A 24,126-nucleotide genomic window follows, 5' to 3' on the forward strand; every position below is an offset into this window, starting at 1 on the left:
TTCCACTGCCCCGGGCGGCCCTCTCGAACTGCCCTTTTGTGCGCGACGACGAATCGACGGATAGCCGTTCTCCCGATGCCCATTGATGTGCGTTAATTGGGAGCGCTCCCAGCGTGCTCCGTCCCCGCACGCCCGTCAAGCACATCCCCGGAGGCTTCCCGTGCAAAGACGAAAATGGACTGTCCTCAGTCTCGTCACGGCCCTGCTGACCCTCGGCGGTTTCGCCGTCGCCACCAGCGCGAGCGCGGCCGCCGGCTGCGCCGTCAAGTACACGGTCAGCAGCCAGTGGCCGGGCGGCTTCGGCGCCGCCGTCGACGTCACCAACCTCGGCGATCCGGTCGCCGGCTGGTCGCTGGTGTTCACGTTCTCGTCCGGGCAGACCATCACCCAGCTGTGGAACGGATCGGTCACCCAGTCCGGGTCCACGGTCACCGTCCGCAACGCCGGCTGGAACGGCTCGCTGGCCACCAACGGCAAGGCGTCGTTCGGCTTCAACGGATCGTGGACCGGCAGCAACCCGGTGCCCGCGAGCTTCACCCTCAACGGTGTGACCTGCACAGGAGGCGTCGTGGTCGAACCCAGCGGGAGCAGCGGCTCACCCAGCCCGTCGTCGAGCACCGGCGCCGCGACCCGGATCATGGCGCTCGGCGACTCGATCACCGGCTCACCCGGCTGCTGGCGTGCCCTGCTCTGGCAGCAGCTCCCGGCGGCCCGGGTCGACTTCGTCGGCACCCTGCCCGGCGACGGCTGCGGCTTCGCCTATGACGGCGAGCACGAGGGCCACGGCGGGTTCCTGGTCACCAACGTCGCCAGCCAGAACCAGCTGCCGGCCTGGCTCTCCGCCAGCCGGCCGGACGTGGTGCTGATGCACTTCGGGACCAACGACGCGTGGAGCAACATCCCGGCCGCCACGATCCTGAACGCCTACACCACCCTGGTCGGCCAGATGCGCGCGGCAAACCCGAGGATGAAGATCATCGTCGCGCAGATCATCCCGCTGAACCCGTCCACCTGCACCGACTGCGGTCAGCGCGTCGTCACCCTCAACGCCGCCATCCCGGCCTGGGCCGCGTCGCTGAGCACCGCCGCCTCCCCGGTCACCGTGGTCGACCAGTGGACCGGCTTCAACACCGCCACCGACACGTACGACGGCGTCCACCCGAACGACGCCGGCAACGTGAAGATCGCCGCCCGCTGGCTTCCGGCCGTCCAGTCCGCGATCGGCTGACCCCGGATCACCTCGCCGAGGTGGGCGTGCTCGCCCATCTCGGCGCAGGCCGGACGGCCAGACCGGAAGCAGACCCAGCAGCAGCACCTGCGCCGGCAGGTCGCAGGGATGTCAGCCGAGTTGATCAACTAGGCCGGTCGACGGCCATCTCGCCCAGCTCGGACCAGTCGGACTGGTCGACGGACTGGCTGATGATCCGCGGGGTGGCGGCCAGATACGGCGGCAGGTCCTGCTGGGCCTGCTTGAAATGGTCGGACCCCACGTGCGCGGCGCCCGCCGCACCGTCCCGGAACGCCTCGACCAGCACATACTCGGCCGGGTTGTCGAGGCTGCGGGACCAGTCGAACCACAGGCAGCCGGGTTCCGCGCGGGTGGCCGCCGTGAACGGCGCGGCGATGCCCGGCCAGTCCTCGGCATGCTCCGGCTTGATCAGGAACTTCGCGGTAATGAAGATCATCGGACCTCCCTCGGAAGCCCTATTCCACCACGGACGACGACGGCCGTCCCGGATCCGGCAGTTCGCTCACCCGCCGGAAAGCCCTACGCTGCTTCCATGGCCGAGCCGAAGACCACACGCAACGACGGGGACGTGCCCGCCTTCCTGGCCGCCGTCGCCGACCCGAAACGACGGGCCGACGCGGAGGCGGCGTGCGCACTGATGGCCGAGGCGACCGGCGCCGAGCCGGTCATGTGGGGCAGTTCGATCATCGGGTTCGGGCAGTACCACTACCGCTACTACACCGGCCGGACCGGCGACTGGCCCGCCGTGGGCCTGTCACCGCGCAAGCAGGCGCTGACGCTCTACATCTCGGCCGGCTTCGACGGCTATCAGGAACTGCTGAACCGGCTCGGCCCGCACAGCACCGGTAAATCGTGCCTCTACCTGAAACGACTCGCCGACGTCGATCACGAGGTCCTGAAAGCGCTGGTGGCGGCCGGTTTCCGGCATCTGGACGGACAGACGCTCACTACCGAACAGCAATAGGTCCAATCGGGCGGCATAATCATCGGCGTGGACAACTGGGAATTCGCGCGCCTCGAATACCGCGCGGCGGGCACGCTCGGCGCCGACCGATTCATGGACTGGACGGCGACATTCCACCATCCGGGTGGCGTGCTGCGCTGGGGCACCGACGAGCGCTTCGACGACCTGCGGCATCTGAACCGGGCCGGGCAGGCCGGCTGGCAGGCGTACGACCGGGCGGTCATCCACGTGAAGGACGAGCCACACCGGCTGAGCAGCGTCACCTACTCGATGCGCCGGCCGATCCCGGAGGACCTCAACGGAGCCGACCCGGATGCCTAGGGAGACCGGCGTCAAACTGATCGCGTCGAACAAGAAGGCGCGGCACGACTACGCCATCCTGCGGACCTACGAGGCGGGGCTGGTGCTGGCCGGCACCGAGGTCAAGTCGCTGCGCCTGGGCCGGGCGTCGCTTGTCGACACGTTCGCGCAGGAGCACGAAGGCGAGATCATGCTCTACGGGCTGCACATCGCCGAGTACGGGTTCGGGTCGTGGACCAACCACGCGCCGCGCCGCACCCGCAAACTGCTCCTCCACAAGGTCGAGATCATCAAGATCCTCAACCAGCTGAAGGAGGGGTCCGGCCTCACCCTGGTGCCACTGTCGCTGTACTTCAAGGACGGGTGGGCCAAGATCGAGCTGGGTCTGGCACGGGGCCTCAAGTCGTACGACAAAAGGCAGGTCATGGCCGAGCGGGACGCCAAGAAGGAGATCGCGAAGGAGATGGGCCGGCGACTGAAAGGCCGCCGGTAGGATCTTGGCGGTGGAATTCGGTCTCGACACCTTCGGTGACGTCAACGGCAAACCCTACGCCCAGGTCATCCGGGACGTCGTCGAGCAGGGTGTGCTCGCCGACCGGCTCGGCCTCGACTTCTTCGGCGTCGGCGAGCACCACCGCGACGACTATGCGATCTCCTCGCCGGAGATCGTTCTCGCGGCGATCGCCGCGAGAACCGAGCGGATCAAGCTGGGCACGGCGGTCACGGTTCTGAGTTCCGATGATCCGGTACGGGTCTTCGAGCGCTTCGCCACACTCGACGCGGTGTCCGGCGGTCGCGCCGAGATCATGCTCGGCCGTGGGTCGTTCACCGAGTCGTTCCCGCTGTTCGGCTACGACCTGGCCGACTACGAGCGCCTGTTCGCCGAAAAGCTCGACCTGATGTCGGCACTGCTCGACGAAGGCCCGGTCACGTGGGAGGGCTCGATCCGGCCGCCGCTGCGCGACCAGCAGGTGTACCCGAAAACCGAGTCCGGCCGCATCCGCACCTGGATCGGCGTCGGCGGCAGCCCCGAGTCGGTGGTGCGCGCCGCCCAGTACGGCCTGCCCCTCGTCCTGGCGATCATCGGCGGGGCGCCGGCCCGGTTCGCGCCCTACACCGACCTGTACCGGCGCGCGCTCAAGGAACTCGAACAGCAACCGCAGCCGATCGCCGTGCACTGCCCCGGATTCGTCGCCGCCACCGACCAGGAAGCCGTCGACATCTTGTGGCCGCACGCCCGCCGCAACCTCGACCGGATTGGCCGGGAACGCGGCTGGCCCCCGGCGACCCGCTCCCGTTTCGAGGCCGACGTCAACGAGGGCGCGTGGCACGTCGGTTCCCCGGAGACGGTGGCCCAGAAGATCGCCGCGACGGTCAAGGCGCTCGACGTCGACCGTTTCGACCTGAAGTACTCCCACGGCCCCCTCCCCACCGAACACCTGACGACATGCATCACCCTGTACGCCACCGAGGTGATCCCCCGGGTCCGGGAGCTGCTCGCCTGACAGACCCCAACAGCCGCCCAGCCAACCGGCCCTTCCCGGCCGGCAAACCGCCCCCACGCCCAGCCAACCGCCCCACGTCCGGCAAACCGGCCCCACGTCCGGCAAACCGGCCCCACGTCCGGCAAACCGGCCCCACGTCCGGCAAACCGGCCCCACGTTCGGCTAGCCGGACCCACGTCCGGCATACCGGCCCCCCACGTCCGGCTAGCCGGACGTCAGCCATGGAATAACGTCCGCATAACCTGCCTGATGTCCGGCTCGGGCCGCCCAGCCGTACGTCAGGCCGGTTATGCACCCCTCATTACCTGCCTGACGTACGGCTAGCCGGAGGTCAGGCGGGTTGGGGGTTGTGGGTGAGGGCTGGCGCGGGGGTGGGTTGTGGGGCCGCATTTGCCCGGCGGGCGCGTTTTGGTCTGGGGTGTCGCCTGCGTCGCGGGGTGGTTTGGGGCGGCGTGGGTGTGGTTGTGGGAGCGGTGGCCGTACTCCTAGCGGGGTTTTCTTGTTGTCATCGCTACCAGCATCGTCGCCGCGCCGGCGCAGGCTATCGCGGTGGCCGGGGTGGTCAGTTCGGCGAGGGCGCCGGAGAGCAGCGGTCCTACCCCCTGTAGGGCCATCAGACCGGTCGAGAGCAGGGCGAACAGTTGGCCTACCCGGTGTTCGGGGGCGGCTTCCAGGAAGGCTCGTTGCAGGCCGAGGCTGTAGGCGAAGCCGGTTCCGGACAGGACCAGCAGGGCGGCTGTCACCGGCAACGGTGGGTTGGCCGGGAGTAGCAACAGCGGGGCGCCCAGGAGGAGTACCAGGGGGCCGGACAGGCGTTCCCGCCAGATCGGGCGGACAAAGCGGCCGACGATCAGGTCTCCGAGGAGCATGCCGACCGCTGGGCCGGCCATCAGCACCGCGCCGGCGCCCGGCGGGAGGCCTCGGTCGGCGCTGTAGGCGATGAGCAGGGCTTCGGCACCTACCACCAGGGCGGATGGCAGCCATTGCGCCAGCAGCAGGCGGCGGATCGCAGGGTCGGCCAGCATGGCCGTGGCGCCGGTCCAGCTGTCCCGGACGGCGTTCCTGCTGCCGGCCGCGCGGATGGGGGCGCCGGGTGGGGTGGGGGTTGCCGGGAGGAAGAACTGGACGATGACTGCGGCGGCCAGGAACAACGCGGCGGCCAGGAGCAAGGCGTGGCGGGGGCCGAGGGCGGCCACCGCGACGCCGCCGCCGGCCAGGCCCAGGAGCTGGGCGAACGAGGACGACATGCTGGAGACGGCGCGGCCCAGGACGTAGGCGTCGCCGGTCAGGCGTTCGGCGATCACCTTCGCGGCCGCGCCGTTGAAGACCGGGGTGAAGCAGGCGATCGCCGCGACCAGGGCCAGTGTGACGCCGACCGGCAGGTCGGCGAGGCCCAGAACCACCGAGAGCACCGCCTCCACGGCGTATCCGGTGACGATCAGTGGGCGGGGGCGGAGACGGTCGGTCAGGGAACCGAGCAGCAGGCCGCCGGCGAACTGCGGGAGGAATCCGGCGCCGAACGCCACCGCGCTGAGCAGCGGTGACTCCGTGGTCGTGTAGACGAGCACGGAGAGCGCGAAGATCTGTAGCGAGGTGGCGCTGATGGCGAACGTGCGGGCGGCGAACAGGGTGCGGAAACTCGGCTCCGCGAACACCTCGCGGTAGGTGGCCGGGCGGGCGGCGACGGTCATGCCGGTGAGCGTGCCGGGGCCGGGCCGTGGCCGCGAATGTTTCGCCCTGAGACGTAAGCTCAGGGCGTGAGCTCCGGGACATCGTGAGCTCCGGGACTCAGGGGCGGGGCATGCGGTTCGAGGTGGGCGCGGAGGATCTGTTGCGGACCCGGTTCGCGCTGTCGCCGGTCTTCGAGCTGCAGAACGTGATGCGGGCGCTGTCCGGGCCGCACAACCGGGGCATTCCGGAGGCCTGGCTGGGGCGGCTGCGCGGGCCGTTTGCGGAGTTGCGGGCGGCTGATCCGGCCGTGGACGCCGTCGACGCGCTGCACACGCCGACAGCGGGGGCGACGTTCCTGTGCCCGCCTCCGGAACGGATCGGGCAGACCATCGCCGACGATCTGGCGGCGCTGCGGGCGGCGCCGGCCGCGGCGGCCCGGGCCGAGATCGAGTTCTACCTGGGTCGGCGGCCGGACACCGGGGACGCGGCGCGGGCCGTGCTGACCGGGGCGGACGTGCTGGAGCGGCTGGCCGGGGCGTTCGCGGCGGCGTGGTCGGCGCTGCTGGCCGCCGACTGGCCGAGGATGCGGCTGCTGTGTGAGCGCGACGTCGTGTACCGGGCCGCCGAGCTGGGGCGGGACGGGTGGGCGGCGGCGCTGGCCGGGCTGCATCCGAAGGTGCGATGGCGGGACGGCGGCATCGACACGTCCGGGCGGACCACCGAGTCGATTCCGCTGGGCGGGGACGGGCTGCTGCTGATCCCGTCGGTGTTCATCTGGCCGGAGATCGCCGTCTACGGAGACGAGCCGTGGCCGAAGGCGATCGTCTACCCGGCCCGCGGGGTGGCGACGCTGCTGGAGACCGAGCCGGTGGCCGCGCCGGAGCATCTGGCGGCCCTGCTCGGACGGTCGCGGGCACTGCTGCTGGACTCGCTGGCCGACGCGGCGAGCACGAGTCAGCTGGCGCGGGCGTTCGGGATGGCGGTGGGCGCGGTCGGTGACCATCTCGCGGTCCTGCACCGGTCGGGGCTGGTGGAGCGGGCCCGGTCGGGGCGGTCGGTGCTCTACCGGCGGACGGCCCTCGGTGATTCACTGATGGCCGCGGGCACGAAGTGAGCCGGTGGCCGGGATAGGCCATGGGCATGAAAAAAGGCGGTCCGCCTCCTCCGCCACTTCTAACCTATAGCACACGGGGGGTCTTGCCGCAAGACCCGGTACCCGGCGCAGAATCGCTGCTCAAGCACAAACTCTGCGGGAACGGGGACACCGTGACTCTCTCCACCACCAGCGCCTTCGCCCTGCCCGAGCGGCTCGCCGCCAAGGCCGTGCCGGCGCTGATCGCCGCGGACGAGGACCACTTCACCGGCATGGCGGCGAGCCTGGCCCGGTCGATCGCCGAGGTGACCGAACAGCTGGAGGCCGAGCGGCGGGCGCCGGCCGGCAAGGGACGGCAGGCGGTCGACCGGGACGACGCGGTCCATCGGCTGAGCTCCCGGCTGCGGGCGTTGCGGCGGTTCAGCCTGGACCTGTGCCTGGGCCGGATGGTGTACGCGAACGGCGACACCGTCTACGTGGGCCGGTTCGGACTGACCGACGGCGAGGGCAACCGGCTGCTGGTCGACTGGCGGTCCCCGGCGGCCGAGCCGTTCTTCGGGGCCACCCACGCCAACCCGATGGGCCTGGAGTCCCGCCGCCGGTACCGGTGGGCGGACGGCCGGGTGAGCGACTACTGGGACGAGGTGTTCTCCGCCGGGGACTTCGCGGGGCATGCGGCGGCGCTCGACGACCAGTCGGCGTTCATCGCGAGCCTGGGCGGCAGCCGGTCGCCGCGGATGCGGGACGTGCTCGGCACCATCCAGGCCGACCAGGACGCGATCATCCGGGCCGGGTCGGCCGGGGTGCTGGTGGTCGACGGCGGGCCGGGCACCGGCAAGACGGTGGTGGCCCTGCACCGTACGGCGTACCTGCGCTATGCCGACCCGGGGCTGGCCCGCGGCCGGGGCGGGGTGCTGTTCGTCGGCCCGCACGAGCCCTATCTGGCGTACGTGTCGGACGTGCTGCCCAACCTGGGCGAGGAGGACGTCCAGACGTGCACGCTGCGTGACCTGGTTCCGGAGGGCGCGGGCGCGGCGGCGGAGACCGATCCGGAGGTGGCCCGGCTGAAGTCGTCGGCGCAGCTGGTCGGGGCGATGGAGGCGGCGGTGCGGTTCTACCAGGAGCCGCCGGACACGGTGCTGACCGTCGAGGACGTCACGGTGACCGCGGCCGACTGGGCGGAGGCGTTCGCCGTGCCGGATCCGGGCACCCCGCACCACGAGGCACGTGACCAGGTGTGGGCCGAGCTGCTGGCCATCCTGGGTGACAGGTCCGAGGTGAGCGAGGCGGAGCTGGCCCGGGACCCGGATCTGCGGGCCGCCTTCGGCCGGGCGTGGCCGGTGCTCCAGGCGGCCGACCTGGTGGCTGACCTGTGGTCGGTGCCGGCCTACCTGCGCCGGTGTGCGCCCTGGCTGAGCCGGGAGGAGATCCGTGCGCTCCAGCGGCCGTACCCGCGGGCGTGGACGGTGGAGGATCTGCCGCTGCTGGACGCGGCGCGCCGTCTGCTCGGTGACCCGCGGGCGGCCGGGGCGGAACGCCGGCGGGCCGCAGCCGTCGCCGCCGGGCGCGCCGGGATGGACCGGGTGGTGGAGGACCTGATCGCGTCGAACGAGTACGACGACGGCGAGGGCCTGATGACCATGCTGCGGCAGCAGGATCTGCGGGAGGTGCTGGACGAGGGCCGCGCGCTGCCGGACGGCGACGTGGATCCGCTGGCCGGGCCGTTCGCGCACATCGTGGTGGACGAGGCGCAGGAGCTGACCGACGCGGAGTGGCGGATGCTGCTGGCCCGCTGCCCGTCCCGCAGTCTCACCGTGGTCGGTGACCGGGCGCAGGCCCGGCACGGGTTCAGCGGGACGTGGACCGAACGGCTGGAACGGGCCGGGCTGGACCGGATCACCCTCGCGTCGCTGACCGTCAACTACCGCACCCCGGCCGAGGTGATGGCCGAGGCGGAGCCGGTGATCCGGGCGGTGCTGCCGGACGCCAACGTGCCCACGTCGATCCGGTCCAGTGGCATCCCGGTGCACCACGGCCGGGTCGCCGAGCTGGACCCGATCCTGGAGTCGTGGCTGGCCGGGAACGCCGAGGGGATCGCGTGCGTGATCGGGCACCGGCCGGTCCGGGCGCGGGAGCGGATCCGGTCACTGACTCCGGAGCTGGCCAAGGGGCTGGAGTTCGACCTGGTCGTGCTGATCGACCCGGACTCGTTCGGGGACGGTGTGGAGGGGGCGGTCGACAGGTATGTGGCGATGACACGCGCAACGCGCCGGTTGGTGGTTCTGACCGATTAGAGTTCGGTTTCGTGACCGAACGCCTGGACTGGAGCGATCCGACCGTACGCGAATGGGACTGCGCCGTGGTGTGGTCCGACCCGGCCGATCCGGAGGCGGGCATCGTGCTCGACCGGTCCGCCTTCTACCCGGGCGGGGGCGGGCAGCCGCCGGACCACGGGGTGCTGCTCTGGGAGGGTGTGCGCACCCGCATCGTCGACACGCGCAAAGGCGACGAGCAGTACCTGATCCCGGCGCCCGGTGATCCGGTGCCGGTGGCCGGGACCACGGTGCGGGGCGCGATCGACGACGAGCGGCGGAGCAGCCTCATGCGTACCCACTCGGGTCTGCACATCCTCTGTGGCACCGTGTTCCGTGACTTCGGCGCGCTGGTGACCGGCGGAAACATGCAGCCGGGCGAAGCCCGGATGGACTTCAACCTGCCCGAAGTGCCGCCGGGGTTCAAACAGGCGCTGGAGGACGCGGTGAACACGGAGATCAGCGCCGACCGCAAGATCGTGGCGCGGGTGCTGCCGCGGGCCGAGGCGCTGGAGATCCCGACGCTGGTCCGTACGCAGGACGCGCTGCCGCCGCTCGATCATCCGGAGATCCGGGTGATCGACATCGTGGGGCTGGACGTGCAGGCCGACGGCGGCACCCACGTGGCGTCGACCGCGCAGGTCGGCCGGGTCGAGGTGGTCAAGGTGGAAAGCAAGGGCCGGCAGAACCGCCGGGTCCGGATCAGGATCGCGGACTGAGGGCGGCCTGCCGGCCACGAGCCGTCGTCACTTGATGATCTTGGCGTCCTTGCAGGCCGCCTTGAACTTCGCGGTGCACAGGGTGTTGGCGTCGACGAACCCGTTGTCGACGACCGCCTTCACGTTGGACTTGGTGATGGCCTGCGGCTCCAGCTTCACGAACGGGATGTAGAGGCCGGACTCCGGGTCCTTCAGCTTGGCCGCGACCGGCACCTTCACGTTCTTGTACAGGTTGACGGCCAGGTCGGCAGCCGCGTCGGCCTCCAGCTTCGTGTCCTTGAAGATGGTCACGCACTGGTCACCGGCGAGGACGTTCTGCAGGCCCTCGACCGTGGCGTCCTGGCCGGTCACCGGGACCCGGCCGTTCATGCCCTTCTCCTTGAGCACCTCGATGGCCGCGTTGCCGAGACCGTCGTTGGCGGCGAGCACCCCACCGATGTTCGGGTACTGCTTGAGCATCAGGGCGAACATCTCACGGCCCTCGTCGTTGTCCCACTCGGGAACGAACTGGTCCGGGCCCTTGGAGAAGGTGCCGTTGTCGTACAGCAGGTTCAGCACGCCGTCGTAGCCGTCCTTGAACAGGTGCGCGTTGTTGTCCGTGGGCGAGCCGTTGAGCTCGGCGATCACCGGGGTGCCGGCCGCCGTCGGGCTGTCCGCCAGGCACTTCTGGAGCGCCTTGGCCTGGAGCTCGCCGACCTTCTCGTTGTCGAAGCTGACGTAGTAGTCGGCGTTGCCGTTCAGCGTCAGCCGGTCGTAGTCGATCACCGGGACGTTGCGCGACTTCGCGTTGTCGATGACCGCCTTGCCGCTGGCCGCGTCCAGGTTCGCGATGATCAGAACCTTGGCGCCGTTGTCCAGAAGGTTGTCGGCGAGCTGCTTGAACCTCTCCTTGTCGCCCTCGGCGTTGACGATCTGCGCCGAGATGTTCGCCTTCTTGAAGGCCGCCTGGAGGTACGCCGGGTCGGACGTGCTCCAGCGGGCAGAGCTCTTGGTGTCGGGCAGGATCACCCCGATACCGGCGTCGCCGGTGATCTCACTGCCACCGTTCGACGTCGTCGCACTTTCGCTACCGGTCTCCGCGGTGTCGCCCCCGTCATCACAGGCCGTGAGCGTGGCCGTCGTCAGCAGGCCGGCGGCGACCAGGGCGAGCAAAGACTTGCGCATGGCGATAGATGTCCTCTCAGGGTGACCCGAGCTGCGGTAGGCGCTGAACGGTCCGCCAAGTATCGGTCAACGCACAACGTGATCATCATCGGGTGGGGGGCCGGAGAACAAGATTATTCATTTCCCTGCGGTGACTGCCAACAATCACCGTCCGTGATCGGTTGGTTTCATTTCCGTTTCGGGCACCGGTTTCCGGCCGTCCGTCCCCGCAGGACGACCGTTCGGCCGCGGAAAAGATGATCGGAATCGGCCATCAGGACCGACTTGGCCGACCGACGCCGCCGGACGGCCGCGGGAGTCCCACGGAAACCGCCCGGTCGGCCCGGCGCCACGTCACCAGTTGACGGCGATGTACTTCGACTCCAGGTACTCCAGCAGGCCGTCGTGGCCGCCCTCCCGGCCGATGCCGCTCTGCTTCACCCCGCCGAACGGGGCCGCCGGGTCACTGACCAGGCCACGGTTGATGCCGACCATGCCGGCCTCGATCGCCTCGCTGACCCGCATGCCGCGGGCCAGATCACCGGTGTAGACGTACGCGACCAGGCCGTACTCGGTGTCGTTGGCCAGCCGGACCGCCTCCGCCTCGCCGGTGAACGTGACGATCGGCGCGACCGGGCCGAAGATCTCCTGACGCAGGATCGGAGCGTCCGCGGCCACCCCGGTCAGCACCGTCGGCGGGTAGTAGAAGCCCGGACCGTCCGGCCGGCGGCCACCCGTCACCGCCTCCGCGCCGCCGTCCAGGGCGCCCTTGACCAGGTCGTCGACCTTCGCCACGGTGTCCTCGTTGACGAGCGGGCCGACCTGCGTCTTCTCGTCCGTGCCCGGGCCCACCACCAGCGCCGACATGCGCTGCGCCAGCCGGCCGGCGAACTCCGCCGCCACCGGCGCCTCGACGAAGAACCGGTTCGCCGCGGTGCACGCCTCGCCGCCGTTGCGCATCTTCGCGATCATCGCGCCGTCCACCGCGGCATCCAGGTCGGCGTCGGCGAACACCACGAACGGGGCGTTGCCGCCCAGCTCCATCGACGTGTTCACGACGTTCTCGGCGGCCTGGGCCAGCAGGATCCGGCCCACCTCGGTCGAACCGGTGAACGACAGCTTGCGCACCCGGGCGTCGCGCAGCATCGCCGACACCACCTTGCCCGAGCTGCGCGACGGCACCACGTTAACCACGCCCTCGGGAACCCCGGCCTCGGCCAGGATCGCCGCCATCGCCAGGGCCGTGAGCGGGGTGTCGCTGGCCGGTTTCAGGATCACCGTGCAACCGGCCGCCAGCGCGGGACCGATCTTGCGGGTGGCCATCGCGGCCGGGAAGTTCCACGGCGTCACCAGCACGCACACGCCGACCGGCTGGCGGACGACCAGGATCCGGTTCGCGCCGGACGGGGCGGTCGCGATCGCGCCCTCACCACGGACCGCCTCCTCGGCGAACCAGCGGAAGAACTCGGCGGCGTACGTCACCTCGCCCTTCGCATCGGTCAGGGCCTTGCCGTTCTCCAGGCTGATCAGTCTCGCCAGCTCCGAGGCGCGTCCGGTCATCAGCTCGAACGCTTTGCGGAGCACCTCCGACCGTACCCGCGGAGGGGTCGACGCCCACCCCGGACCCGCCGCGGCCGCCGCCTCCACCGCGGCGATCGCATCGATCTCGCCGCCGTCGGCGACCGAGGCGATCGTGTCGCCGGTCGCCGGGTCGAGCACGTCGAACCGGCCGCCCGCCGACGCGGGCACCCACTTCCCGGCGATGAAAAGGTCGGTCTCCACAACGGCTCCCTCACGTTCGCGGCTCTGCCACACCCCAGCATTCCCCGGAACGGCACACGCCGCCATGATTCCGCCGCGGCCCGGCTGGGCACACTGGAGGCATGGCTACCATCACGCAGCGCATCCAGGCCTTCCTCAACAGCCCGCGCGGCCGGCAGCTCGCCGACCAGGGCCGCCGGCAGCTCGCCAAACCGGAGAACCAGCAGCGGCTGCGCAACCTGCTCGCCCGCTTCCGCCGCTGACCCCGCACCCGCCGCCTCCGCAGCACACCCCACGTCGATCTTGTGGAGTTCGGCGGGACAGGTGTGCCCCTCGAGTTTCGCCATTTGGGGATCGCTTGCGTCGGTCGCGCCGGCCTTGTGGACGCCGCCGCCCACCGCGACAGCGCACCGGGGTCGCCGACCCTCGGCCAGGCCCGGTCGCCGGTGTTCAGCAAGCCCCGGTCGCAGACCTTCCGCCAGTCACGGTGGCCATCGCTTGGCCCGACGCGGTCGCCGGATTTTCCGCCAGACGCGGTCGCCGGCGCTCGGCCCGGCGTGGTCGCCGGCGTGCGACGACCAGCGCACACAATGCGGCAACGTGCGATTCCATCCTCGCCGGAGCGATGACAGGCGCACACGGATGGCACAACGTGTGCGCCCGTCCCCGTCAGAGCGAAGCAGGCGCACACGATCGGCGAACGTGTGCGCTGACCACCGCTGCGCCCAGGCAAACGTGTGCGCCGACCATCGCTGCGACCGGCGAGCCCGCCCTCGGCGGCCCGCGCCCGGCACCCCCTCCCGACGGCCGCCCAAGGTCATCAGACCTCACGATGATCTTGCGAAGGTCGCTGAGGATGGCGCTGAACAGGACGAATGCAAGATTCACTTCAGCGTCGCCCCTGACCCGCGATGTCGCTGCGCCAAAATGGCGAAACTCGAGGGCGAGACAGGTGTGCCCGAAGTCAGCAAGATCGTGGATGGGAACGGTGAGCGGACGCCGCGGCGGGTGGGAACGGGCTGCGGCCGGGGGCGGGACGGTGAGTAGGGTGTCGCCCGTGGCTGTGATCATCGATGTTCCGGCGTTTCGTGGCTCGCTTCCGGCGGAGGTCGCCGACGCGGCCGAGCGGCTGCTCAGCGAAGGTGACGTCACTGAGCTGGAACAGGTCGGCGGAGGCGCCCGCGCCGTGGTGACCGATGGCGGGGACCGGTTCGAGCCGTGGGTGGGCGTGGTCGACCGGGCGTTCACCGGCGACTGCGACTGCCCGGCGGAACCAGGGGACGACGGCCTCTGCGCCCATGCTGTCGCGGTGGCCCTGGCCGCCTTCGAGGATGGCGTCAAGTTCGCCGCGGCCGGCGTCCCGCACGGCGACGAGGACGGCTACGAAGGTGGCGACGAAGACGAGGCCGAAGACGGTGACGCCCCGGAGCGAACGGAGCTCCGGCTGGCGGCCGAAGCCCTCGACGAGCGCGAGCTGATCGACCTGGTGGTCGAGCAGGCGCTGCGGGATCCGGCGTTCGCAACCCGCCTGCTCGGACAAGAGGGCTGAGCACCCCGCACGTCAGGACTGGGGCGAGAGGGCTGAGCACCCCGCAGGTCAGGACTCGAACGAGAGGGCTGAGCAACCCGCGAGTCAGGACCAGGCGCGGAACTCCGGCAGCAGCGCCGGCAGGGACGGTGGCTCCAGCGGGTCCGGGAGTGCGGACAGGTCGGCCGGAAGGACCCAGGCGTGGGTGAGAAGTTCGCTCTGCTCGTACGGCAGAAGGCCCTCCCGGACCACAAGCGGCCGTGAGCCGGCGAACGACGCGGTGAAGAACTGCTCCGGGCCCACGAAGTGGGTCCCCTTCCAGACCGTGTCGCGCTGCACCTCCAGGAAGCGCGCCCCGATCGCGGCGGGGTCGAGGCCGGTCTCCTCGGCGAGCTCGCGCCGGGCCGCTTCGAGCGGGGTCTCGCCGGGGTCGATGCCGCCGCCGGGCGGCTCCCAGAGGCGCCCGCCGGACACCGGATCGGCCCAGTTCATCAGCAGCACCCGGCCGTCGGCGTCGAAACAGATCACCCGTACCGCCGGGCGGTGAACACTCCCCATCGCCGAAGCCTAAGCTGTCGGGAGTGGCCAAGTACTTCGACGTGCACCCGGACAATCCGCAGGCGCGCAGCATCCATCAGATCGTCGAGCTGATCCGCTCCGACGGGCTGGTCGCCTACCCGACCGACTCGTGTTTCGCGCTCGGATGCCGGATGGGCAGCAAGGACGCGCTGGACCGGATCCGGGCGATCCGTCACCTCGACGATCGGCACCATTTCACGCTGATGTGTCACGATTTCGCCCAGCTGGGCCAGTTCGTGACGATCAACAACGCGTTGTTCCGGGCGGTGAAGGCCTCGACGCCGGGGCCGTACACCTTCATCCTCCCGGCGACCAAGGAGGTGCCGCGGCGGCTCCTTCACCCCAAGAAGAAGACGGTGGGGGTACGGATCACCGCGCACACCACCGCACAGGCGATCCTGGCCGAGCTCGGCGAGCCGCTGGTCTCGTCGACACTGCTGCTGCCGGGTGAGACCGAGGCGATGACGCAGGGCTGGGAGATCAAGGAGACGCTCGACCACTCGATCGACGCGGTGATCGACTCCGGCGACTGCGGCACCGAACCGACCACGGTGATCGACCTGTCCGAGGGCGAGCCGGAGATCCTGCGCGTCGGCGCCGGCGATCCGGGCCGGTTCAGTTCCGGCGCGATCTGACGCTGGGCAGAGGCCGGTTCAGTTCAGCCGCAATTTGACGCGCAGCCCGGCGGTGCCCGGGTGGTCGAGTTTCTCCAGCAGCGTGAGCGCCTGCCGCCACTGTCCGGCGGCGGCCGCGGGGTCACCGGCGGCCGCGTAGGTGTCGCCGAGGTGGTCCCGGATGTCTGCCTCGTTGGCGAGGTCCCCGGCCGACCGGTAGAGGTCGAGCGACCGCTGGTACGCACTCACGGCCAGGTCGTGGTCGCCGAGGTGGTGGTGCGCCCAGCCGATGCTGTCCCAGGTGGCGGCCTGCCCGTGCCGGTCGCCGAGTTCGTCGTGCAGCGCGAGGGCCTCCCGGCAGTAACGCAGGGTGAGATCGTGGTGGCCGTCGCGGCCCAGGGACCAGCCGAGCGCACTCAGGGCACGCGCCTCGCCGACCACGTCGCCGGCGGCCCGGTAGAGCGGCCGGGCCTGCCGGACCAGTTCCTGGCAGTCGGCGTTGCGGCCCTGCTGGTCACGCATCCAGGCGATCCCGAACAGGATGTTGGCCCGGCCGCCCGGGTCGTCCAGCCGCTCGTAGAGCCGGACCGCCTCGGCGTAGTGGGGTTCGGCCTCGTCGTACCGGCCGACCTGCACGTAACCGCGGGCCAGCGACTGGTGGGCGCGGGCTTCGGCGCGGGCCTCGCCGCACCGGGCGGCGGCGGCCACGGCGATCCGCTCGGCGGCGGCCCAGTCGTCCCAGTGGCCCTGCCGGTCCAGGAAGTCGTCGAGCGCCCACGGCAGCTGCCAGCCGAAGTCGTCCAGGTCGGCGGCCTGCCGCAGCGCCGCCATCAGCACGGCGTGCTCGGCGGTGAACCAGCGCAGCGCCTCGGCCTCGCCGTCGAGCGGCTCGGGCCGGACGCCCGCCGCCGGCGGCGGAAGGGCCAGCGGCCGCCGTTTCGGGTCCAGGTTGAGCGCGGCGGTCCGGGCGGTGTGCAGCAGGTGGTCCAGCAGGCGGCGCAGGGCCGGGCCGCGTTCGGTTTCGGAGAGCAGATCGGCGGCGTACGCGCGGAGCAGATCGTGCATCACGAAACGTCCCGGCCGGTGCTCGCTGATCAGGCTGGCCCGCACGAGTTCGGCGAGGGCGTCCCCGACGTGCTCCCCGGCGGCAGAACCGGTGACGGCAGCAAAGGTCGCGGAGGAAGCGACGGCAGCGGCAGAACCGGTGACGGGCGCGGAATCGGTGGCCGCGGTGGGAGCGACGTCAGTGGCGGTAGCGACGGCGGAATCGGTGGCGGCGAGGGAGGTCGCGGCGGCGGAATCGGTGGCCGCGAGGGAGGCCGCCGCGGCGGCGGAGAGGTCCGGGCCGGGGTTGGCGCCGAGCAGCCGGAACAGCCGGGCCGCGGCCGGGCTCAGTGACCGGTAGGACCAGGAGAACACGGTCCGCGGGTCGGTCTCGTCGTCGTCGCCGAGGCCGTCGAGGCGGGAGCCGGCGAGTTCGGCGGCCAGATCGCCGAGCGCCGCCCCGGACCTGATGGCGGCCCGCGCGGCGACCGTGACCAGGGCGAGCGGCAGCCCGGCGGTGGCGGTGACCAGGGCGGCGACGGTGCACGGCTCGGCGGCGAGGCGGGCCGCGCCGAGCCGCCCGGCCAGCAGCTCACCGGCGGCGCCGGGGTCGAGGGCGTCCAGCGGCACCGGCGCCGCGCCGTGCGAGGCGATCAGGCCGGTGAGCCGGTCCCGGCTGGTGACCACGGCGACCGTCTCGCCGGCGCCGGGCAGCAGCGGCCGGACGTGGGCGGCGTCGCGCACGTTGTCGAGCACCAGCAGCAGCCGGCGCCCGGCGAGCAGGCCGCGCAGCAGGCCGGTGCGGGCGTCCAGGCCGTGCGGCACCGGCCGGCCCGGGTCGAGGGCGGTGAGCAGATTGCGGGCCGCCTCGTCGGCGCTCATCACCTCGTCGCTGCGGTCGAAGCCGCGCAGGTTGAGGTAGAGCTGCCCGTCCGGGAACCGGTGCCGGGCCCGGTGGCCCCAGTGCACGGCGAGCGCGGTCTTGCCGACGCCGGGCGGGCCGGTGACGACGGCGACGCGCAGGCCGGCGGCCACGGCCCGGTCGAGTTCGCCGAGTTCGGCGCGGCGGCCGGTGAAGGCGATGGCGTCGGCGGGCAGCTGCGACAGTTCGGCGCGGCGCGGGGCCGCCACCGGCGGCGGCGGATCGCCGCGCAGGATCCGGGTGTGCAGGGCGGTCAGTTCGGGTCCGGGTTCGCTGCCCAAGCGGTCGGCGATGGCATCTCTGGTACGGGCGAACGTCTCCAGTGCCTGTGCCGGCCGCCCGGCCGCGACCAGGGCGCTCATCTGCACTGCGATCAGACCCTCGACGGTGGGGTGCTCGGTGGCGAACGGGGCCAGCCGTTCCGCGGTCTCCTCGGCCCGGCCCAGGCGCAGGGCGCTGCGGCCGAGGCGGGTGAGCACGTCGAGCCGCTCCCGGCCGAGGGCGTCGCGGACCCGGGCCGCCCAGTCCCCGGGCACTCCGGCGAGCGCCTCGTCGCCCCAGCCGTCGAGGGCGTCGAGCAGCAGCCGCCCGGCGTGCTCGTCGTCGCCCGTCTCCTCGGCGGCGCGGGCCTCGAAGACCTGGCGGCGGGCCCGGTGCAGGTCGACCAGGCCGGGATCGCAGTCGATCAGGTAGCCGCCGGACGCGAACCGGAGACTGCCGGGCCCGAGGACCGGGTCGAGCGCGCGCCGGAGCCGGGTCGCGTAGGGCGCGAGCGGGGTGGCCGAGCGCGGTGGCGCGTCACCCCAGATCCGGTCGATCAGGGTGCTCGCCGGCACCGCCTGGCGCGGGGTGAGCAGCAGGGCGGCGAGCAGGCAGCGCTGTTTGCCGGGTCCGAGATCGACCTCGTGCCCGTCGTGTGACAGCCCGACCGGTCCCAGCAGCCGCCAGCGCATCTCGGTTGTTCTCCCGGTGGTTCCCCGTCACGGGCGGTGATCCCCGCCACGAGCCTAGAACAATTGCCGACGTGCAAGCGTTTTGCAAACCGAGATCGGCACCATGGTCCGGCGTCCACGGGCCACGGGGGGTCGTGGGCGCCCCAGCACGTCCATCATGGACATCTGCCGGGGGTGGCCTGAGGGCTCCCCCGGCTGTCCGTTTCCGGTCACGATCAGGTCTGGACGACGTCGAAGAGGTCCAGCGGGACGGCTGCCGCCAGCGCCGCGGTGCCCAGGTCGTTCGGGTGCAGGCCGTCGCCGCAGTCGTAGCGGGACCGCATCCGGTGCGGGGCTCGCGGCTCACGCACCGCGGCGTCGAAGTCGATCACCGCGTCGTAGGCGCCGGCGGTCCGGATCCAGTGGTTGAGCTCCTGCCGCGTGGTCTCGTTGGCCGGGTTGTCGTAGCGGCGTACCGCGCCACCGAACGGGAGCAGCGTTCCCCCGTACACCCGCAGGCCGTTGATCCTCGCCTTGTCGATGAGCTCCCGGTGCCCGGCGATCAGCCGGCCGGCGGTGAGGCCGGTGTTGTTGCCGAGATCGTTGACGCCGATCAGGGTGACCAGGTGCCGGACGCCGGGCTGGCCGAGCACGTCGCGGTTGAAGCGGCGCAGCGCGGCCGGGCCGATCGACGCCTTGACGTGGGCCTGGCCGGTGCGGTCCTCGTATCCGAAGAGCAGCCGGTTGCCGCTGAGGCCGGCGTTGAGCAGGCCGCGCGGCCGGCGATCGACGCGGAGCCGACCGGCCAGCAGGTCGGGCCAGCGGTGGTTGGCGCTGTCGGTGGTCTGGGTGCCGCAGGTGATCGAGTCGCCGAGCGCGACGATCGCGGTGGCGTCGCCGACCGCGCGGACGCTGACCCCGGTGAGCCACAGGTAGCGGGTGGTGCGCCGGCCGCCGCGCGGGCTGTCGGCGGCGGTGGCGTCGCCGTCGGTGATCAGGTTGGACTGCTTGGCGCGCGGGCTGACCGTGCCGGCCCGGACCTTGTCCGGCAGGTAGAGGCTGATCACCAGGTCGGCGCCGGGCTCGACGATCAGGTCGGCCATGTCGCTGACCAGCACGCTGCCGGGGCTCAGGACGGCCTCCTCGGCGCCGCCGAAGGTGAGCGGGCGGAGGCTGCCGGGGACCGTGTCGCAGGAGGCGCCGCTGCCGGCGCGCACGCCGATCGTGGCCCGGCCGATCCGCACCGGCTCGGCGCCGAACTCGTTGGACAGGGTGACCCGCGGAAGATCACCGCCGACGCTGGTGTGCACCACCTGCCGCACCGTCCGGCCGGTGAGCGTGAGAACCTTTCGGGCCGGGACCGCGGTGAGCGCGGCGGCCCAGGTCCCGACGCGGGCCGGGCGGTGGTAGATCGGATCGCCCTCGCCGGCGCGGCCGGGGGTGCCCATCACCACGGTCGCCCCGGCGCCGGCCAGCAGCAGGCCACGGCGGGTCACGGCCCGGTGGAACGCCGGCCGGCGGACGGTATCGGACAGGCCGATAAGAGAGCTTTTCGTGGATATGCGGTTAAAGTAGGTATCCGCGTGGTTCGCCGTCAAGCCACCCTCCGGTGTACAGCGCCCCCGACAGCGCGACATCAGTCACACTGCCGGGGGAACCGTCACCTGGGCGTCAATTTCCGGACTGCGTCACGCCGTGGTGCACGCCAGGTTCTGCACCGTCGGCGCCGAGGTGCCCGACGCCAGGAATCCGAACGTGACGTGGCCGTTGGCCGGCACGCTCGAGTTCCAGCTCTCCGGTGTCACCGTGACCAGCGACCCGCTGCTCGTGGCCTTGCCGCTCCAGAGCTGCGCGAGCTGCTGCCCGCCGGGCCAGGTCCAGGTGATCTTCCAGTTGTTCACCGCGGACGTGCCGGCGTGCACCATGACCTCGCCCTGGAAGCCGCCGGACCACGCCGACACGATGTTGTACATCGCGGTGCAGCCGCCCGGGTTGGTCGACGTGCTCGGCTGCGGGTTGCTCGGCGACGGGCTGCCCGGAACGCTCGGCGACGGGCTGCCGGGCGTGCTCGGCGACGGGCTGGTGCTGCCGCCGATCCCGGTGACCTCGCCGTTGCCGCCGTCGAAGACGACGTCGGAGCAGCCGTAGAAGGTCTCCGTGCTGTCCGAGCGCGACCACACCGAGTAGATCAGGTGCTTGCCGGTCTTACCGGCCGGCAGGTTGCCGTTCCAGTAGTAGTGCCCGTCATCGGTGCCCGGCCCGCCGTTCGCCGGCGGGTTGGTCACCTGGTCGAACGGCGTCGGCTCGAGGTCGCTCCAGGCGAGCGGCTTGGTCGGGTCGTAGCCGTCCTTGGTGATGTACAGGTAGAACGTGCCGGGGTGCTTGGCCCAGTCGTTGTACTTGAACTGGATGTTCGCCCCGGCTGTCAGGTGCGTGGTCGGCCAGTCGGTCCGGGCCAGGTTGAAACCGGTGAAGTTGTACGGCCCACCGGTGCCACCACTGCACAGCTGGCCGTCCGGGAGGAAGCCGTTGACCCGCCCGGCCCCGTCCGAACGGAGCACCGCGAACCAGTTGTAGAGCGCGTTGACGCCGCTGGTCGCGACCGCCGCGGCACACGCCGCGTTCTTCGGCTCGATCGCGCCGGTGGACGGATTACGGCCGTCCTGGTAGCAGAACCAGGTGCGGCTGCCGGGCACCTGGATGGCGCCGTGGGCCTGAGCCGGGGAACTGGGCAGGGCCAGGATCCCGGCCGCGGCGGCGAACAGGGCCACCGCGACCATACGTAGGCGTTTCATCGTCACCCCTGGGGGAAGAGGCGGGCGTATTCGGCGTAGCCGGTGGCCACGTCGACCTGCGCCCAGAACCGGTGGTAGTTGAACGTCGGCGCGGCGCCGCCGTTCAGGTAGGCCTGGACCTTGGGGAAGTCCGGGTCGTTGCGGTAGAAGCTGCGGATGTCCAGGAACGAGACACCCGGCTGGATCACGTCGCCGTTCGGCATCTTCCCGGTCCAGCCCTGGGGGATGTAGATGCCCTGACCGGTGGACGCGTTGTAGACGTCGTCGAACCGGTTGTAGTCGGCCCGGGTCTCGGTCACCGAGACACCCTTGCCGTCCTTGTGCGTCCAGATCGCGTCGAGCAGGTTCTTCGCCGCCGTCTTCGCCGCCGCGTTGCCGGACTTGGCGGCGTAGAAGGTCAGCAGCTTCGCGAACGAGCCGGCGACACCCAGGTCGTTGCTCTTGGACTTGACCGTGACGTGCAGGCCGGTGTTGGCCGCCGGGCTCGACGGGTTCCACGTGGCCGGCGCGCCGGACCAGGTCAGCTCGGACGGGATCTCGTAGCTGGTGGCGGTGATGGTGGAGTTGGCCAGCGCCCAAGTGACCCACTTGTCGAGGATCGTCTTGGCCTTGGCGTCACCGGTCGTGTAGTAGTACTCGGCCAGCCGCTCCAGCGACCAGGTCTGCATGCCGAACCACTGGTTGGACGGCGGGTCGGAGTAGACCGGGGCCTCGACGTAGGCCAGGCCGTAGAAGGTCGGCGTGCCGGTCGGCCGCGCCGAGTAGTTGCCGTTCCAGCTGTTCGTCGCGCCGCCGGCGATCGCGCCCTCGGACGACTGCAGCCACTGGTAGAACTCCAGCTGACGGGTCAGGCTGGCCTGCCAGTCCGCCTTCGCGGTCGGCGACTTCGGGTTGAAGGCGCTGACGTTGGACATGATGTACGCGGCCATCGGGTTCTGGTAGCCGAAGTGGCTGGTGCTGGAGCCGATGCGCCACGCCCAGCCGGCGCTGGTGTCGTAGGCCCCGCCCCAGGCGTAGTACCACGACATCAGGTTGCTGGAGGCGTTCTTGCCGGTGCCCGCGGCACACGAGGTGGACGCGCAGCCGGGCTGCTTGAAGTACTTGTCGTAGAACGAGTACCGCAGGTAGTCGCCCATCTTGGCGGCGTTCGCGACGGTCGTCGAGATCTGCGACTGCTTGCCCTGCTCGGTGGCCCACTGCAGAGCCCAGTAGGCGACCTGCACGGCACGGGCGTCGGCGTCCGGGGCGTTGGTGTACTTCCACTGCTTGGCGTAGGACGCGTCCTTGGTGAACAGGTCCAGGTAGCCGTTCGGGCCACCGTGCTTGAACGTGTCGCAGGACGGCTGCGGCACGGTCTCCCAGGTCGACTCCTGCGTGCCACGCTGGAAGGTGTTGATGTACGCGACCCGGGTGGTGCCGTCACCGCAGTGGCCGAAGCCGTACGTGTTGTCGACGTCCAGCAGCCAGTGCATGCCGTAGATGTCGTCGGTGCCGTACGCGCTCTTCAGCTCGGCGGCCAGCGGGTCGGTGCCGACCGAGACGCTGGTGTCGAGCTGCGACGGGTACTGCGACGGCAGCGGGTACTCGGCCGCGTACGTGGCCGGCTTGGACGCGTTGTAGTTCGCGTTCGTCGGCTGGTCGGCGTGCGACGGGATGATGTACTTCTCCATCGTGGTCCAGGCGCTGTTGAACGGCGCCCAGTCGCCGGTGATCCGCGAGTTGGCGGCCTCCAGCCACAGCCAGTAGGAGAACGCCTCGCTCGTGGTCTCGTGACCGTGGTCGGGCGCCTCGTCGATCAGCGTCTCGATCGAGTGGTAGGGCACGCCCTCCGGGCTGAAGTAGCCGTTGGCCGGGTTCTTCAGGTCGTTGTAGAGCTGCGTGAACCGGGTGTCCACCGAGCCGGGCTCGGTGACCGTGACGCCCAGCTGGGCCGACGTGTAGCCGGTCGAGCTGGCGGTGATCGTCGCGGTGGAGCCGGCCGTCGCCGTGCTGGCGGCCGCGACCGTGACGGACTGTCCGGTGCTCCAGTTCGACGTGGTGAAGGTGAGCGTCGCCGGGGTCACGGTGACCGCGGTGGAGCCGGCCGAACGGGCCACGGCCACGGTGACGTTCGCGGTCGGCGCCTTGCTCAGCGCGAGCTTGAACGTGCCGCTGGCGCCCGGGTTGATCGCCAGCGAGGTGGCGTCGGCGACGATCGCCGGGGTGGTCGCCGCGTCCACGTAGACCGGCACGTCGGCGGTGCTGCTCTTGGTGCCGGCGTTGTCGTACGCGATCGCCTGCACGTGGTACGCGGCGGTCTGCGCCGGCACCCCGTCCCAGGAGTACGTGTACGGCGCCGCGGTGTCGGTGCCCAGCAGCAGGCCGTCGTGGTAGAACTCGACCTTGCTGATGGTCTGCCCGCTGGCCGCGGTGGCGGTCGCCGCGATCGGGATGGACGCCGGCGCGGTGTAGCGGGTGTTGGCGGCCGGGCTGGTGATCGCCACGGTCGGCGCGTTCGCGGCCTGGTTGCAGGCGGTGCCGTTGAGCGTGAACGCGGTGGGGACCGGGTTGGCCGTCCCGAACGTGCCGTTGAAGCCGGTGCCGACCGTCGCGTTGGTGCCCAGCGACCCGTTCCAGGCCGCGTTGTTGACGGTGACGTGCTGGCCGCTCTGGCTGTAGACGCCGCTCCAGCCCTGGCCGGCCTTCTGCGCCGCGTCCGGGAAGTCGAACTCGAGTTTCCACGTGGTCAGCGGGTCACCGGTGTTCTTGATCTGGATGTCGCCGGTGAACCCGCCGGGCCACTGGCTCTGCACCTTGTACACGACGGTGCAGCCGGCCGCGGCATAGGCCGGGGCGCCGGCCGCGAGCACTGCGCCGGCGCCGAGGACGGCGACGCCGGCGAGCGCGACTTTGCGCCGGAGTCCTCCGGCGCTTCTGGGGGATGGGGTCACGGGGATTTCCTCTCCGCCGGGTGGTGGCGGCGCCCGGTAAGGCTCCGGGCGCCGCCTGGTACCCG

At 71.2% G+C, this 24,126-nt stretch carries 20 protein-coding genes; 11 read left to right on the top strand and 9 right to left on the bottom strand.

The window, feature by feature from the left end; translation table 11 throughout:
• Positions 1 to 160: 160 nt before the first annotated feature.
• The gene (locus tag AB0E94_RS27585; protein WP_360331489.1) at positions 161 to 1,228 is read left to right on the top strand and encodes a cellulose binding domain-containing protein; all 1,068 of its coding nucleotides are present in this window, start codon (positions 161 to 163) and stop codon (positions 1,226 to 1,228) included.
• Between the two features lie 124 nt (positions 1,229 to 1,352).
• Here AB0E94_RS27585 and AB0E94_RS27590 read toward each other — a convergent pair whose 3' ends face one another.
• Positions 1,353 to 1,685 (bottom strand): putative quinol monooxygenase, encoded by a 333-nt coding sequence (locus AB0E94_RS27590; protein ID WP_360331492.1) that lies wholly within the window; start codon positions 1,683 to 1,685, stop codon positions 1,353 to 1,355.
• 96 nt (positions 1,686 to 1,781) lie between these two features.
• On the opposite strand from AB0E94_RS27590, the gene AB0E94_RS27595 reads away from it, so the two are divergent.
• The 4 genes from AB0E94_RS27595 to AB0E94_RS27610 are packed head-to-tail and all read left to right on the top strand — an operon-like array spanning position 1,782 to position 4,018.
• Complete coding sequence (locus AB0E94_RS27595; RefSeq protein ID WP_360331495.1) at positions 1,782 to 2,213, top strand: DUF1801 domain-containing protein; 432 nt, start codon at positions 1,782 to 1,784, stop codon at positions 2,211 to 2,213.
• Between the two features lie 27 nt (positions 2,214 to 2,240).
• Positions 2,241 to 2,534, top strand: coding sequence for a hypothetical protein (locus AB0E94_RS27600; RefSeq protein WP_360331498.1), 294 nt, complete (start codon positions 2,241 to 2,243; stop codon positions 2,532 to 2,534).
• Positions 2,527 to 3,006, top strand: a complete 480-nt coding sequence (gene smpB / locus AB0E94_RS27605; RefSeq protein ID WP_360331501.1) for an SsrA-binding protein SmpB — start codon at positions 2,527 to 2,529, stop codon at positions 3,004 to 3,006. The genes AB0E94_RS27600 and smpB overlap by 8 nt, the downstream gene beginning before the upstream one ends.
• 1 nt (position 3,007) lies before the next feature.
• A complete protein-coding gene (locus AB0E94_RS27610) occupies positions 3,008 to 4,018 on the top strand; it encodes an LLM class flavin-dependent oxidoreductase (RefSeq protein ID WP_360331626.1) in 1,011 nt (336 codons plus the stop codon).
• Positions 4,019 to 4,503: 485 nt separating this feature from the next.
• On the opposite strand, the gene AB0E94_RS27615 is transcribed toward AB0E94_RS27610, so the two are convergent.
• Positions 4,504 to 5,709, bottom strand: coding sequence for an MFS transporter (locus AB0E94_RS27615; protein WP_360331504.1), 1,206 nt, complete (start codon positions 5,707 to 5,709; stop codon positions 4,504 to 4,506).
• Positions 5,710 to 5,819: 110 nt separating this feature from the next.
• Here AB0E94_RS27615 and AB0E94_RS27620 point away from each other — a divergent pair, with 110 nt between their 5' ends.
• The 3 genes from AB0E94_RS27620 (at position 5,820) to AB0E94_RS27630 (ending at position 9,813) form a co-directional block, all read left to right on the top strand.
• Positions 5,820 to 6,803 carry a DUF5937 family protein gene (locus AB0E94_RS27620; protein WP_360331507.1) on the top strand — a complete coding sequence of 328 codons (984 nt, stop codon included), beginning with the start codon at positions 5,820 to 5,822 and terminating at the stop codon, positions 6,801 to 6,803.
• Between the two features lie 152 nt (positions 6,804 to 6,955).
• Complete coding sequence (helR, locus tag AB0E94_RS27625; protein ID WP_360331510.1) at positions 6,956 to 9,076, top strand: RNA polymerase recycling motor ATPase HelR; 2,121 nt, start codon at positions 6,956 to 6,958, stop codon at positions 9,074 to 9,076.
• Between the two features lie 11 nt (positions 9,077 to 9,087).
• Positions 9,088 to 9,813, top strand: a complete 726-nt coding sequence (locus tag AB0E94_RS27630; protein ID WP_360331513.1) for an alanyl-tRNA editing protein — start codon at positions 9,088 to 9,090, stop codon at positions 9,811 to 9,813.
• A gap of 27 nt (positions 9,814 to 9,840) precedes the next feature.
• Here AB0E94_RS27630 and AB0E94_RS27635 read toward each other — a convergent pair whose 3' ends face one another.
• Positions 9,841 to 10,977 (bottom strand): substrate-binding domain-containing protein, encoded by a 1,137-nt coding sequence (locus AB0E94_RS27635; protein WP_360331516.1) that lies wholly within the window; start codon positions 10,975 to 10,977, stop codon positions 9,841 to 9,843.
• Positions 10,978 to 11,310: 333 nt separating this feature from the next.
• A complete protein-coding gene (locus AB0E94_RS27640) occupies positions 11,311 to 12,738 on the bottom strand; it encodes an NAD-dependent succinate-semialdehyde dehydrogenase (protein WP_360331519.1) in 1,428 nt (475 codons plus the stop codon).
• A gap of 101 nt (positions 12,739 to 12,839) precedes the next feature.
• Here AB0E94_RS27640 and AB0E94_RS27645 point away from each other — a divergent pair, with 101 nt between their 5' ends.
• A complete protein-coding gene (locus AB0E94_RS27645) occupies positions 12,840 to 12,980 on the top strand; it encodes a hypothetical protein (RefSeq protein ID WP_360331522.1) in 141 nt (46 codons plus the stop codon).
• 794 nt (positions 12,981 to 13,774) lie between these two features.
• Entirely contained in the window at positions 13,775 to 14,266 is a 492-nt protein-coding gene (locus AB0E94_RS27650) for a hypothetical protein (RefSeq protein WP_360331525.1), read from the top strand.
• An 84-nt stretch (positions 14,267 to 14,350) separates the two neighbouring features.
• Here AB0E94_RS27650 and AB0E94_RS27655 read toward each other — a convergent pair whose 3' ends face one another.
• Positions 14,351 to 14,803 carry an NUDIX domain-containing protein gene (locus AB0E94_RS27655; RefSeq protein ID WP_360331528.1) on the bottom strand — a complete coding sequence of 151 codons (453 nt, stop codon included), beginning with the start codon at positions 14,801 to 14,803 and terminating at the stop codon, positions 14,351 to 14,353.
• A 23-nt stretch (positions 14,804 to 14,826) separates the two neighbouring features.
• Between AB0E94_RS27655 and AB0E94_RS27660 the strand changes: the two genes are divergently transcribed.
• Entirely contained in the window at positions 14,827 to 15,459 is a 633-nt protein-coding gene (locus AB0E94_RS27660; RefSeq protein WP_360331531.1) for an L-threonylcarbamoyladenylate synthase, read from the top strand.
• 18 nt (positions 15,460 to 15,477) lie between these two features.
• Here the strand turns inward: AB0E94_RS27660 and AB0E94_RS27665 are convergent, their stop codons facing one another.
• From AB0E94_RS27665 to AB0E94_RS27680, 4 genes are all read right to left on the bottom strand, one after another.
• Positions 15,478 to 18,357 (bottom strand): BTAD domain-containing putative transcriptional regulator, encoded by a 2,880-nt coding sequence (locus AB0E94_RS27665; RefSeq protein ID WP_360331534.1) that lies wholly within the window; start codon positions 18,355 to 18,357, stop codon positions 15,478 to 15,480.
• A gap of 215 nt (positions 18,358 to 18,572) precedes the next feature.
• On the bottom strand, positions 18,573 to 19,832 hold the full coding sequence (locus AB0E94_RS27670) for an SGNH/GDSL hydrolase family protein (protein WP_360331537.1): 1,260 nt from the start codon (positions 19,830 to 19,832) through the stop codon (positions 18,573 to 18,575).
• A 192-nt stretch (positions 19,833 to 20,024) separates the two neighbouring features.
• Positions 20,025 to 21,116, bottom strand: coding sequence for a lytic polysaccharide monooxygenase (locus tag AB0E94_RS27675; protein WP_360331629.1), 1,092 nt, complete (start codon positions 21,114 to 21,116; stop codon positions 20,025 to 20,027).
• Positions 21,117 to 21,133: 17 nt separating this feature from the next.
• Positions 21,134 to 24,061 carry a glycoside hydrolase family 48 protein gene (locus tag AB0E94_RS27680; RefSeq protein ID WP_360331540.1) on the bottom strand — a complete coding sequence of 976 codons (2,928 nt, stop codon included), beginning with the start codon at positions 24,059 to 24,061 and terminating at the stop codon, positions 21,134 to 21,136.
• Positions 24,062 to 24,126: the final 65 nt, after the last annotated feature.

It is taken from the genome of Actinoplanes sp. NPDC026670 (assembly GCF_040638175.1).
GTDB lineage: Bacteria > Actinomycetota > Actinomycetes > Mycobacteriales > Micromonosporaceae > Actinoplanes.